This is a genomic window from Stenotrophomonas sp. SY1, from assembly GCF_021202945.1.
Classification (GTDB): Bacteria; Pseudomonadota; Gammaproteobacteria; order Xanthomonadales; family Xanthomonadaceae; genus Stenotrophomonas.
The window spans coordinates 2,053,465-2,066,587 of the sequence record NZ_JAJOYR010000001.1 but is presented as its reverse complement, the minus strand read 5'-3'; the positions used below and the strand labels follow the sequence as shown (position 1 = coordinate 2,066,587).

Below are 13,123 nucleotides of genomic sequence, written 5' to 3'. Positions count from 1 at the left end.
TCTCTTCCAATCAGATCGCAACGGACTGGAGCTTCTTGCGACGGCCGTAGATCAGCACCGCCAGCGCACGCGACACGGTGATCGCCGTGAACATCGAAGCGAAAATACCGATGATCATGGTCAACGCGAAGCCCTTCAGCGGACCGGTACCGAACGCATACAGCGCTACGCCGACGATCAGGCCGGTGAGGTTGGCGTCGAGGATGGTGCCGGACGCCTTCTCGTAACCGGCCGCGATGGCGGCCTTGCCGGGCATGCCCAGGCGCAGCTCTTCACGGATACGCTCGTTGATCAGCACGTTGGCGTCCACCGACAGGCCTACCGACAACGCCAGACCGGCAAAGCCCGGCAGGGTCATCGTTGCGCCGAACAGCGACATCACCGCCACCACGATCAGCAGGTTGAACAGCAGCGCCACCGAGGTGATCGCACCGAACATGCGGTAGTAGATGGTGAAGAACACCAGGGTGAACACGAACGAGAACACCACCGCCTTGACGCCGCGGTCCACGTTTTCCTTGCCCAGGCTCGGGCCGATCACGTATTCCTCGACGAAGTCCATCGGTGCGGCCAGCGAACCGGCGCGCAGCAGCTTGGCCAGGCCGTCGGCCTCGGTCTTCTCCAGGCCGGTGGTCTGAAACTCCTTGCCGAACACGCCGTTGACGTTGGCAACGGAGATCACTTCTTCCTTGACCCTGAAGCTGCGCTCTTCCTTGCCGTTGACCATGGTCACCTGCGGAATCCGCTCGGTGTACACCACCGCCATCGGCTTGCCTACATTGGCGCTGGTGAAGTCGAACATGCGCTGGCCGCCCACCGCGTTGAGCGTCACGCTCACTGCCGGCAGACCGTTCTGGTCGGTGGAGGCATTGGCCTTGACCATCTGGTCACCGGTGACGATGGTGCGCTTGTTCAGCAGAATCGGACCACGGTTGTCACGCTGCTGGTACAGCTTGGCTTCCGGCGGGATGCGGCCGGTAGTCAGGGCATCCTGCGCGTTGCCGTCGACGACGGCGCGGTACTCCAGCGTCGCGGTCGCGCCGATCATGCGCTTGGCTTCGGCGGTGTCCTGCACGCCCGGCAGTTCGACCACGATGCGGTCTTCGCCCTGGCGCTGGATGATCGGTTCGGCCACGCCCAGCTCGTTGACGCGGTTGCGCAGCGTGGTCAGGTTCTGCTCGATGGCGCCGGAGGCGATCTGCGCCACCTCGGTCTGCGGCACGCTGACAGTGATGCGCTCGCCGCTCACCGAATAGGTGAAGGTCGGCTGCGACTTGGCCAGCGCGGCGCGAGCCTTGTCGGCATCGGTCGCATTGGCCAGCGTCACCTGGATGTCGCTCTCGCCACGGCGCTCGACCGCACGATAGGACACGCGGTTGTCGCGCAGCGTGGTGCGCACATCTTCGGCATATGCCTCGAAGCGCTTGTCCACGGCGGCTTTCTGGTCCACCTGCAGGGCGAAGTGCACGCCGCCGACCAGGTCCAGGCCCAGCACCATCGGCTTGCCGCCGAGGTTGGCCAGCCAGTCCGGCACGGTCGAAGCCAGGTTCAGCGCGACGGTGTAGTTCTCACCGGTCGTCTCGCGCAGCACTTCGCTGGCCTTGGACTGCTGCTCCAGTGAGGACAGGCGGACGATCAGGTTGTTCTCGCCCTCCTCTTCCACCGACTTGGGCGTGACACCAGCTTCGGTCAATGCCGCAGTGACACGCTGCTTGAGCGCGTCATCGACCTGACCGCCGCGGCTGGCGGTGATCTGTACGGACGGATCCTTCTGGTAGATGTTGGGCAGCGCGTACAACGTGCTGACCGCCAGAACGAGCAGGATCAGGAAATACTTCCAGCGTGGAAATTCAAGCATTGCAGGTTCCTGCGCGACGCCGGTCCCGGCGTCGCGACATGACGGAAGGGGAACTCAGCCTCAGGCTGCGGACTTCAGCGTGCCCTTGGGCAGGACGTTGCCGATGGAGCCCTTCTGCACGCGGATGCGCACGTTGTCGGCCACTTCCACGGTGACGAAGTTGTCGCCGATGTCGGTGACCACGCCGGCGATGCCGCCGGAAGTCAGCACTTCATCACCCTTGCTGATCTTCTCCAGCATGGCCTTGTGTTCCTTCTGGCGCTTCATCTGCGGGCGGATCATCAGGAAGTACATCACCGCGATCAGCGCGATCGGCAGCAGGAAGGTACCCAGGCCCGGAGCCGGGGCAGCCTGCGCGACGGGGAGGAAGATAGCCATCAGATTCATCATCATGTCCTTGGTGTTGGGCGGCCCCGTCCGGCGTTGGCCGGAGGTCACCGCGAAACGGGGTCAGCCGTGAAGTATGCCATAGGGGCGCCCGGGTCCGATTGCAAGGCTTCCGCACTTTCCTTCCCCTACAGCAGAAGGTGCCCGGAGGCCGGATGAGGGCTCGGGAGAATGCCATCGGGCTTCGCCCCTCCCTTCTCCCCCAAGCCCTCCCCCGCAAGGGGAGAGGGACTTTGGGCGTTACAACGCCGGGGTACTGGCGCCCCGGGCTGCGTAGAAAGACTCACGGAAGGCCATGAAGGTTCCCGCCTCGATGGCCTGGCGCATGTCGGCCATCAGTTTTTCGTAATAGAACAGGTTGTGCATCGTGCCCAGCATCGGGGCCAGCATCTCGTTGCAGCGGTCCAGGTGACGCAGGTACGAGCGCGTGTAACCGCTGGTGCAGGCGTGGCAGCCGCAGCCGGGCTCGATCGGGTCCATGTCCCGCTCGTACCTGGCGTTGCGGATGCGGACCGTGCCGAAGGAGGTGAAATAGTGGCCGTTGCGGGCATTTCGGGTGGGCATGACGCAATCGAACATGTCCACGCCACGGGCCACGCCTTCGACCAGATCCTCCGGGCGGCCCACGCCCATCAGATAGCGCGGGCGGTCGGCCGGCAGTATCGGGTGCATGTGGTCGAGCATGGCGTTGCGCTCGTGCTCGGGCTCGCCCACCGCCAGGCCGCCGATGGCGTAGCCGTCGAAGCCGATCTTCTGCAGGCCCTCGGCCGAGCGACTGCGCAGGTCGGTATGCACGCCGCCCTGGACAATGCCGAACAGCGCCGCGTCGTTGCCCATCGCGTCATGCGCGTTGCGGCTGCGCTGGGCCCAGCGCAGGCTCAGCTCCATCGACTTCTGCGCCACCGCCTCGGTGGCCGGGTACGGGGTGCATTCGTCGAAGATCATCACCACGTCCGAATCCAGCACCTTCTGGATCTTCATGCTCTCTTCCGGCCCCAGGAATACCCGGGCGCCGTCGGTCGGCGAAGCGAAGGTGACACCTTCCTCGGTGATCTTGCGGCGGTGCGCCAGCGAGAACACCTGGAAACCGCCGGAGTCGGTCAGGATCGGCCCGTCCCAGCGGCAGAAGCCATGCAGGCCACCGTGATCGGCGATCACATCCAGGCCCGGACGCAGATACAGATGGAAGGTGTTGCCGAGGATGATCTCGGCCCCCAGCGCACGCACCTGCTCGGGCAGGATGCCCTTGACCGAGCCATAAGTACCCACCGGCATGAATGCCGGGGTCTGCACGGTGCCACGCGGGAAGGACAATTGGCCGCGACGGGCGCGACCATCGGTGGTCTGGAGCTTGAACTGCAATCGGGACATTGGGAGCAACGAAACCTCAGGTGCGCCCATTGTCGCGGATATGAGGCCGGGCGGCGAACCGGGCCGCCGAGTGGTTCAGCCCGGGAACCGCACCGGGGCCGGGTTGTGCCAGCGCAACCCGATCTCCGCGCCGGGCTGTAGCGGTGCTTGCCCCACCGGGAAATCCAGCTCCAACCGCTGCCCGCCCGGCAATCGTAGCCAGCCGCTGCTGCCCGGGCCGCGGAAGGCGACCGATTCCAGAACGCCACGCAGCGGCCCCGCCGGGTCCAGGCTCAAGTCCTGCGGCCGCACCAACACGTGTCCGTTACCCGCGCCCAGCAGCTCACCCGGCAGCACGCTGCCGCGACCTATGAAGCCCGCCACGAACGGGTCCAGCGGCGCCTGGTACAGCCCAACTGCCGAATCCCATTGCAGCAGCCGCCCCTCATGCATGACGCCGATGCGATCGGCCATCGCAAAGGCTTCGGCCTGGTCGTGGGTGACCATCAGCACCGTCGTGCCCGAAGCTTTCAGCAGCAGGCGCAGCTCGCCTGCCAGCCGCTGCCGGGTATCGACGTCCAGGTTGGAAAACGGCTCGTCGAGCAGCAGCAGTTCCGGTGCCGGAGCCAATGCCCGGGCCAGCGCGACGCGCTGCTGCTGACCGCCGGACAGTTCGTGCGGAAAACGCCCGTGCATCGCTTCCAGCCCAACCTGTCGCAACAACGAGCCCACCCGCTCCCGGCGCTTGCCGGCCGCCATCGTGCGCAGCCCGAAACCGACATTGGCCGCCACGTCCAGATGCGGGAACAGCGCGTAGTCCTGGAACATCATGCCGACCCGGCGCTTTTCCGCCGGCAACGCCGATGCCGGCCCGGCCAGCTCGCGCCCGCCCAGCACTATCCGCCCCTGCTGCAACGGTTCGAAACCGGCGATGCTCCGCAGCACCGTGGTCTTGCCACAACCGGAGGCACCGAGCAGGCAGCCGATCTGGCCGCGTGCCAGTTCCAGCGACAGGCCATCGACCACCTGCTTGAAGCCGTCCGCGCCGGGATAGCCGATCCGCAGACCCTCCAGTCGTAGTTGCATGTCAGCGCCCATGCGAATCTCCATGTGCCACACCGGCCCGGGCCAGCAGGATGACCGGCAACAGGCCGGCCAACACGATCAACAAGGCCGCCATCGCGCCCTCCTCATAGGTTCCCCGCGCCGCCTCGGCATACAGCCAGGTCGCCAGGGTTTCAAAATTCATCGGCCGTAGTACCAAGGTCGCCGAGAGCTCCTTCATGGTGTCCACGAACACCAGCAGCGCAGCCGCAGCCAGCGCCGGGCGCAGCAACGGCAGGTGCACGCGGCGCAGCATCCCGCCGGAGCGTTCGCCGAGGCTGGCGGCAGCCTGATCCAGCGATACCGGGATGCGCGCCAGACCGGCTTCGACGCCCCCCACCGATACCGCCAGGAAACGCAGCGTATAGGCCAGCACCAGCATCGCCACCGATCCCATCAGCAGCATCCGCGCGCTACCACCGGCCGCGACCAGTACGTCGCTGAGCAACGCATCAAGCGCTCCTGCCGGCACCAGCAGACCGATGGCGAGCACGGTGCCGGGAACCGCATAGCCCAGCATGGCGATGCGACTGCCGGCCGAAGCGAGCACGCTGCGGCGCCTCGCCTGCGCCAGCCGCAATGCCCAGGCAACGGTCAACCCAAGCACCATCGCCACGACCGTGGCAAGCAAAGCCACCCGCAGCGTGTTCCACAACGCGGTCAGCAACTGCGGCGATAAGCCTGCCTCCTGCCATCGCGCCAATGCCTCCCACAGCAGATAGGCGGCCGGCACCAGGAAGCCGAACAGCACCGGCAGCATGCCGGCTGCGAACGCCAACACGGCCTTTCCACCGCGCAGTTGTCGCGGCTGCATAGGTCGCGGACGCAACACGCTCGCGTAGCGCTGCCTGCGCCGTCCGTGCTTTTCCAATGCCATCAACAGCGCCACCAGTACCAGCATCGCCAGGGCGATCTGCGCCGCACCGGCCAGGTCGCCACGGCTCACCCACGTTGTGTAGATGGACACCGTGAGGGTCTGCACGCCGAGGAACTCGGAAGCGCCGATGTCATTGAGGGTTTCCAGCAGCGCCAGCGCCACGCCTACCGCAATCGCCGGACGCGCCAACGGCAGCGCCACGCGCCAGAACACCTGCAACGGCGTGGCACCCAGACTGCGCGCGGCTTCCAGCAGGCCCGCCGCCTGGGTCATGAACAGCGCACGCGTGGTCAAGTAGACATACGGATACAACACGAACCCGAGCAGCACGATGCAACCGGCCAGATGCCGGATATCGGGAAGGCGGAACTCGCGCGGGCTGCTGTAACCCAGCAGTTCGCGGATCAAGCCCTGTACCGGCCCGAGCGGGTGCAATACGTCGAGATAGGCGAACGCAGCGATGTAGGTGGGCACTGCCAACGGCAGCAGCAACGCCCAACCCAGCACGCCGCGACCCGGAAACGCATACGCGGTGACCAGCCACGCGCTGCCGGTGCCCAGTACCATCACCAACGCACCGACACCCAGCAGCAACAGCGTCGTGTTGAACAACGCGGTGGGCAGCACATTGGTCCACAAATGCGACCACAGGCCGGCACTGCCCTGCAGCGCCGACCACGCCAGCGCCAGCAGCGGCGCCAGCATCACCAGCGCCACCAGCACGGCCACGACCAGCCACGGATTCCAGCGCCGGATCATGCGGCAGTCACTCCGCGCACGCATGCAAGGCCGGCACCTGCACGCAGGTCACCGGCCGATCGATGAAGCATCATCACGCTCAGTTGTCGAAGCCGACCTTGTCCACCAGCTCGCTGGCGAGCTTGCGGTTGGCCACCACCTCGGCCAGCGGCAACGGATCAACCTTCATCGGCCCGAAGCTGGCGACCACCGGATCGAGTTCGACACCCGGCTTCACCGGATACTCGTAGTTGGCACGCGCATACAGGCTCTGCGAGCTGTCACTGACCAGGTATTCCAACAGCTTGACCGCGTTGTCGCGATTGGGCGCATGGCGCGCGACGGCTGCACCGGAAATGTTGACGTGGGTGCCGGTGTCAGCAACGCCAGCGAACACCGGGCGCACGACCTGGATGGCATCACCCCAAGCGCGCTGTTCGGACCCGGCTTCGGCATTCTTCATGCGGCCGACGTAATACGCATTGGCAATGCCGATGTCGCAGATCCCGGCGAGGATGTCGCGCGCCACGTCGCGATCGCCGCCGGCGGCCTTGCGCGCCAGGTTGGCCTTGACGCCGCGCAGCCAGGCTTCGGTCTTCTCGGCACCGTCATGGGCGATCATCGCCGCGAACAGGCTGGTGTTGTACGGGTGCTGGCCGGAACGGATACAAACGCGGCCCTTCCATTTCGGGTCGGCCAGGTCCTGGTAGGTGAAGCCGTCCAGCTTCAGGTCCTTGTCGGCGTACAGCACCCGGTCGCGCAACGACAACGCAAACCACTGGCCCTGCGGCGAACGCAGGTGCGCGGGAATGGCGGCGTCGAGCACCGTCGATTCCACTGCCTGGGTATGCCCGGCTTCGACCACGTCGAGCAGGCGACCGGTGTCCACGGTCATCAGCACGTCGGCCGGCGAACGCTCGCCTTCTGCCGCCAGTCGTTCGGTAAGGCCGTCCTTGAGCAGCACCGTGTTGACCTTGATGCCGGTGTCCTTGCTGAACGCATCAAGCAACGGCTGGATCAAGCCCGGCTCGCGGGTGGTGTAAAGGTTGACCTCACCGGACGCGGCGGCAGCCGGCGCGGCGACGGCCGGAGCCGTGCTGTCATTGGTCTTGGCGCAGGCGCCCAGCAGGAGGATGGAACACAGGGCAGCCAGATGGCCGGCGGCGCGCTTCGGATGACGCATGGATTTCTCCGGAAGTGGTCGTCGGGGCCAGCCGGAATGGCTGGCAACGGAGATGAGAACTTATCTCATCTGCAACTTCCGCGCACTGCGACCACGTGTCGCATCACTCCCGGTTGGCGGGAAACAGCAGCATCGCGTCGCCGTAACTGAAGAAGCGGTACTGCTGCGCGATGGCGTGCGCATACGCCTCGAACACCCGCTCCTTGCCGGCGAAGGCACTGATCATCATCAACAACGTGCTCTCGGGCAGATGGAAGTTGGTGACCATGGCATCGACGCTGCGGATCCGGTATCCAGGCGTAATGAAGATCTGGGTTTCGCCTGCGTAGGGATGCAACTCACCGTCACGCATCGCACTCTCCAGCGCCCGCACGACCGTGGTGCCCACACCGATCACGCGACCACCGGCGGCACGGGTGCGCCGCACCTGCTCAACCAGTTCGGCGCCAACATTGAGCCACTCACGGTGCATCACGTGCTGGCTCAGATCATCCACCCGCACCGGCTGGAAGGTACCGGCACCAACATGCAGGGTGACATGGCCGAACTGGACACCGCGCTCGCGCAGTTGCGCCAGCAATGCCTCATCAAAATGCAGGCCGGCAGTGGGTGCAGCCACCGCGCCTACCTCCTTGGCAAACACGGTCTGGTAGCGCTCGCGATCATCCGCACCCGGCTCGCGATGGATATACGGGGGCAGCGGCAGGCGGCCTTCGTGCACCAGCCAGGATTCCAGCGATTCGGGAATATCGAAACGCAGCACGTAGAACTCGCCGTCGCGGCCCAGCACCTCGGCCTCGCCGCCTGCATCGAGCTGGATGCGACTGCCCGGCTTGGGCGATTTGCTTGCACCGATCTGCGCGCGGGCCTGCTGCCCACCGAGCAGGCGCTCGATCAGGATCTCGACACGACCACCGCTGGCCTTGTGCCCGAACAGACGCGCCGGGATCACCCGCGTGTCGTTGAAGATCATCAGATCGCCGGGCTGCAGCAGCTCCGGCAGATCGCGGACATGGCGGTCGTCGAACGCCGCAGGTGCCGGCGGCACCAGCAGCAGGCGGCTGGCCGAACGCTCGGCCAAGGGAGCCTGGGCGATCAGCGCCTCGGGCAGGTCGTAGTGGAAATCGGACTTCTTCAAGGCCGGGGCATCGTGCGGGGAGCTGGATAGTGTAGCTCCGATGCGGTTTTGGGCTGATATGCGTCGATTACCGTGCCCACGCCCCGACAGAACGCAGCCTAGCCAAGCTGGGAGCCGCACCGGCAATACCTGCCGAGCGTGGCTGGGCACTACCGGTCAACGCTCGAACTTGGTGGACAGGATGATCGCGCTGGTCGTGCGCTCCACGCCGTCCAGCGCGCCGATGGCGTCGGTGACCACATCCATCTCGCTAACCCCGCCAACCACCACCATCGCGATCAGGTCGTGGTTGCCGCTGACCGAGTGCAGGGAACGCACCTCGGGAATGTCACGCAGGGCTTTGACCACAGCCGGCATCTTCTTCGGCAGCACGGTGATCAGCACGTGCGCACGCACCTGCCCGTGTTCGTAATCCTCGTGGGTGCGCACGGTGTAGCCGGCGATCACGCCCTGCTGCTCAAGGCGATCGATGCGGCTCTGCACGGTGGTTCGGGACAGGCCCAGCCGCCGGGCGATCTGCGCGGTGGACGCGCGGGCATCCTCGCGCAGCACGGAAAGCAGGCGTTCATCTGCGGGTGAAATCTTCACTTTGCTTACCGGTTTCGTCGATTCGCCGAAATTACATCAACTTTCGTACAAATCATATCTGCCATATGTCCAGAATCTCCAGATAATGGGTATATACAAGAAACTTCTGGAGATGAGCATGACCGTACTCGGCCCCCTCGCCCCGCTTCGCGCGCATGCCGGCACCCGACTTACCCAGGGTCTGGACGATGCCAGCATCGAGCGCCTGGCCGCCGCCCATCCCGACCTGGTGCTTGCCATCGAAGCGGCCGCCACGGAATACGCCCGCATCAAGGACATCGATGCCGACCTGCTGGACCTGGACGAAAAGGACCAGATCCACGCCATGCAGGCCGGTTTCATCAACTTCTACGCCGACGACGCCGTGGTGCCGTACATCGCGCTGGCCGCACGCGGCCCGTGGGTGGTCTCGCTCAAGGGCGCTGTGCTGTACGACGCCGGCGGCTACGGCATGCTCGGCTTCGGCCACACCCCGGCCGATGTGATGGAGGCCGCTGCGAAACCGCAGGTGATGGCCAACATCATGACGCCGAACCTGGCCCAGCGCCGTTTCACCCAGGCCATGCGTGCCGAGATCGGCCACAGCCGTGGCGGCTGTCCGTTCTCGCACTTCATGTGTTTGAACTCCGGCTCCGAAGCGGTGGGTCTTGCCGCGCGCATCGCCGACATCAACGCCAAGTTGCAGACCGATCCGGGCGCTCGCCATGCCGGCGCCACCATCAAGCGCGTGGTCATCAAGGGCAGTTTCCATGGCCGCACCGACCGCCCTGCGCTGTACTCGGACTCCAGCCGCAAGTCCTATGACCAGCATCTGGCCAGCTACCGTGGCGAGAACAGCGTCATCACGGTTCCGCCTTATGACGAAGCCGCGCTGCGCAAGGTCTTCGCCGATGCGCAGGCCAACAACTGGTTCATCGAGGCCGTGTTCCTGGAGCCGGTGATGGGCGAAGGCGACCCGGGCCGTGCGGTGCCGGCCAGCTTCTACAAGGTGGCGCGCGAGCTGACCCGCGATCACGGCAGCCTGTTGCTGATCGACTCCATCCAGGCCGCGCTGCGCGCGCATGGCAGCCTGTCGTTCGTCGACTACCCCGGCTACGAAACGCTGGACCCGCCGGACATGGAAACCTATTCCAAGGCCCTGAACGGCGCGCAGTTCCCGCTGTCGGTACTGGCCGTCACCGAGCATGCCGCGGGCCTGTACCGCAAGGGCGTGTACGGCAACACCATGACCACCAATCCGCGTGCGTTGGACGTGGCCTGCGCCACCCTCGCCCGCTTGTCGCCGGAAGTACGCCAGAACATCCGCGTGCGCGGTGAGCAGGCGGTGCAGAAGCTGGAAGCGCTCAAGGCAAAACTTGGCGGCCTGATCACCAAGGTGCAAGGCACCGGCCTGCTGTTCTCCTGCGAGCTGGCCCCGCAGTTCAAGTGCTACGGCGCTGGCTCGACCGAGGAATGGCTGCGCATGCACGGCGTCAATGTGATCCACGGCGGCGAGAACTCGCTGCGCTTCACCCCGCACTTCAGCATGGACGAGGAAGAGCTGGACCTGCTGGTCAACATGGTTGGCCGTGCGCTGGCTGAAGGCCCGCGTCGCGAGCAGGCCAACGCGGCGTAAGTTGCCGTTGGTTTGATTGAAATGAAAAGGCGGCCGACTGGCCGCCTTTTCTGTTTGGACTATCCAGCGATGGGGCGCCCTTTCCCCGCCCCCTCTCCTACTGAGGGAGAGGAGCCTGGAGCGATCAAAGACGCCCGACCAGCGCCGTGTCCGACTGCCTTGCGCCACCAATCGCCTTGTAGACCGCTACCGCGGCGACGTTGACTGTTGCCTCGGCGTCGGCCAACGCATCGTCGGCAGTCAGCTGGTTACGCTGCGCGTCCAGCAGGGCCAGGAAATCCTCCGAGCCTTCCTGATAGCGCACCCTTGCCAGCGCTTCGGCACGACGCGCCGCTCGCGCCTGCTCGACCACCAGCGCCAGCCTTGCCTGCTCCTTGGCGTAACGCGTCAATGCGTTCTCGGTGTCTTCCAGCGCCAGCAGCACGGTCTTCTCGTACTCGGCGGCAACGCCGTCGGCCTGGGCCTTGCTCGCGCGCAGTCGGGCACGGACCGAACCGAAGTCGAACGCTGCCCAGCTGATCGACGGCGTCAGTGACCATGTCTTGTTGTCACCATTGATCAGCCCACTGGCGTCACCGGAGAGGAAACCGACGAAGCCACTGAGGCTGATGCGTGGGAACATATCCGCCGTCGCCACGCCGACCCGCGCGGTGGCAGCGGCCAGTCGCCGTTCGGCGGCGCGTACGTCCGGACGTTGCCGCAGCAGATTGCTGGTGTCGCCCAGCGGCAGCGCCCTGGTGAAGGCCGGCACTTTGCGCGGCTGCAGCAGTGCATCCAATGCATCCGGGCGCTTGCCCAGCAGCACCGCCAGACGTCGCCGCGACTGTGCTTCGGCCACTTCCAGCAACGGGATGTCCGCCTCGATGGCCTTCAACCTGGCCAGACTGCTCTGCACATCCAGTTCGCTGCCCGCACCCAACTCCCAGCGCTTCTCGGTCAACGACTGTGTTTCATGCACGTTGGCCAGAGTGTGCCTGGCAACGGCGATGCGTTTCTGCGCACCGCGCAGCTCGAAATAGTTGCGCGCCACCTCCGCCGCCACGGTGATCTGTGCATCGGCCAGATTGTCGCGTTCGGCACCCAGATCGGCACGCGCCGCTTCGGTTGCGCGACGCTTGCGCCCGAACAGATCCAGCTCCCAACCCGCATCGAAACCGGCCTGGTAGCTCTCACCGAAGATGCGCTCACCGTTCTGGTTGGCGTCCGGCTGCTTGCGTCGGTCGTAGCTGCCATCGGCCGTCACGTGAGGAAGCTGATCCAGACGCTGCTCGGAGAACACCGCGCGGGCCTCGCGCACACGCGCCATGGCGATGTATAGATCAAGGTTGTCGCCCAGTGCGGTCTGCACCAATTGCTGCAGCACCGGGTCCTGGAACTGGCCCCACCATTCCACCACCGGCGATTCAGCGGTGAACACCGGCTCACTCACGCCGCTCAATGTGACCGGCTCGACCGGTGGCGCCTTGTAGTCCGGACCTACCGTCATGCAGCCGGCCAGCAGTGCGCTGGTCACGGCCGCGGTCAACACGCGCATCACCATGGCAGGACCTCGCCCAGATACGTGAAGCTGCCGTTCGGGCCATCGGCATCGATCAGCGACATCTGCACGCTGGAACGCGCGCCTTCACTGATGCCGATTTCACCTTCGCCGCCGTTCATGTCGGTTTTCACGTAACCCGGATGCACCGCGTTGACCTTGATCGGCGTGTCGCGCAGCTCGTACGCCAGGCTCAGCGTCCAGCTGTTCACGGCCGCCTTGGAGGCGTTGTAGGCGGGAATCTTGAAATCGTAGATGTCCGATGCCGGATCGGCATGCAGCGTCTGCGAAGCGAGGACACTGGAAACATTGACGATGCGTCCGGCGCTGGATTTGCGCAGCAGCGGCAGGAACGCCTGGGTCACCGCCACCACCGCATACACATTGGTGTCGAAGGTGCTCTGCCAGGCTTCCAGCGGCTGCGCCGAAGGTGCCAGCGCCGGGTTCTCGACCAGGATGCCGGCATTGTTGACCAGGATGTCCAGCTTGCCGTGCCGCTGGGTCACCTGCTCGACGGCGATGGCGATGCTGTCTGCGTCTGCCACGTCCAGTTGCAGCGCTTCCACCGGAAGACCTTCGGCCTGCAGCTTCAGCGCCAGCTCGACCGCAGTTTCGCGCTTGCGCCCGGCCAGCAGCGTATGCACCCCGGCCTGTGCAAGCTGGCGCACGGTTTCGGTGCCGATACCGCGGGTGGCGCCGGTGACCAGGGCGATCTTTTCGTTCTGGATGCTCATTTGATTGTTCTCAT

The 13,123-nt window shown here is 65.5% G+C and carries 11 protein-coding genes; 1 reads left to right on the top strand and 10 read right to left on the bottom strand.

Going from position 1 to position 13,123, the window contains the following annotated elements:
- Positions 1–10: 10 nt before the first annotated feature.
- The 8 genes from secD to LR961_RS08680 form a co-directional block, all read right to left on the bottom strand.
- A complete protein-coding gene (secD, locus tag LR961_RS08715) occupies positions 11–1,858 on the bottom strand; it encodes a protein translocase subunit SecD (protein WP_232148285.1) in 1,848 nt (615 codons plus the stop codon).
- A gap of 60 nt (positions 1,859–1,918) precedes the next feature.
- Entirely contained in the window at positions 1,919–2,245 is a 327-nt protein-coding gene (gene yajC / locus LR961_RS08710; protein WP_232148283.1) for a preprotein translocase subunit YajC, read from the bottom strand.
- Positions 2,246–2,485: 240 nt separating this feature from the next.
- On the bottom strand, positions 2,486–3,616 hold the full coding sequence (gene tgt / locus LR961_RS08705) for a tRNA guanosine(34) transglycosylase Tgt (protein ID WP_232148281.1): 1,131 nt from the start codon (positions 3,614–3,616) through the stop codon (positions 2,486–2,488).
- Positions 3,617–3,691: 75 nt separating this feature from the next.
- Positions 3,692–4,693 (bottom strand): ABC transporter ATP-binding protein, encoded by a 1,002-nt coding sequence (locus tag LR961_RS08700; RefSeq protein ID WP_232148279.1) that lies wholly within the window; start codon positions 4,691–4,693, stop codon positions 3,692–3,694.
- On the bottom strand, positions 4,683–6,335 hold the full coding sequence (locus LR961_RS08695; protein ID WP_232148277.1) for an iron ABC transporter permease: 1,653 nt from the start codon (positions 6,333–6,335) through the stop codon (positions 4,683–4,685). Before LR961_RS08695 ends, LR961_RS08700 begins: the two co-directional genes overlap by 11 nt.
- Before the next feature lie 79 nt (positions 6,336–6,414).
- Complete coding sequence (locus tag LR961_RS08690; RefSeq protein WP_232148275.1) at positions 6,415–7,497, bottom strand: Fe(3+) ABC transporter substrate-binding protein; 1,083 nt, start codon at positions 7,495–7,497, stop codon at positions 6,415–6,417.
- Positions 7,498–7,600: 103 nt separating this feature from the next.
- Positions 7,601–8,635, bottom strand: a complete 1,035-nt coding sequence (gene queA / locus LR961_RS08685) for a tRNA preQ1(34) S-adenosylmethionine ribosyltransferase-isomerase QueA (protein WP_232148273.1) — start codon at positions 8,633–8,635, stop codon at positions 7,601–7,603.
- Between the two features lie 156 nt (positions 8,636–8,791).
- Positions 8,792–9,223 carry an Lrp/AsnC family transcriptional regulator gene (locus LR961_RS08680; RefSeq protein ID WP_232148271.1) on the bottom strand — a complete coding sequence of 144 codons (432 nt, stop codon included), beginning with the start codon at positions 9,221–9,223 and terminating at the stop codon, positions 8,792–8,794.
- 118 nt (positions 9,224–9,341) lie between these two features.
- Between LR961_RS08680 and LR961_RS08675 the strand changes: the two genes are divergently transcribed.
- Complete coding sequence (locus LR961_RS08675; RefSeq protein ID WP_232148268.1) at positions 9,342–10,838, top strand: aminotransferase class III-fold pyridoxal phosphate-dependent enzyme; 1,497 nt, start codon at positions 9,342–9,344, stop codon at positions 10,836–10,838.
- Positions 10,839–10,962: 124 nt separating this feature from the next.
- On the opposite strand, the gene LR961_RS08670 is transcribed toward LR961_RS08675, so the two are convergent.
- Together LR961_RS08670 and LR961_RS08665 are read right to left on the bottom strand one after the other, a co-directional pair.
- On the bottom strand, positions 10,963–12,378 hold the full coding sequence (locus LR961_RS08670) for a TolC family protein (protein ID WP_232148267.1): 1,416 nt from the start codon (positions 12,376–12,378) through the stop codon (positions 10,963–10,965).
- Positions 12,372–13,103, bottom strand: coding sequence for an SDR family oxidoreductase (locus LR961_RS08665; protein WP_232149293.1), 732 nt, complete (start codon positions 13,101–13,103; stop codon positions 12,372–12,374). Before LR961_RS08665 ends, LR961_RS08670 begins: the two co-directional genes overlap by 7 nt.
- Positions 13,104–13,123: the final 20 nt, after the last annotated feature.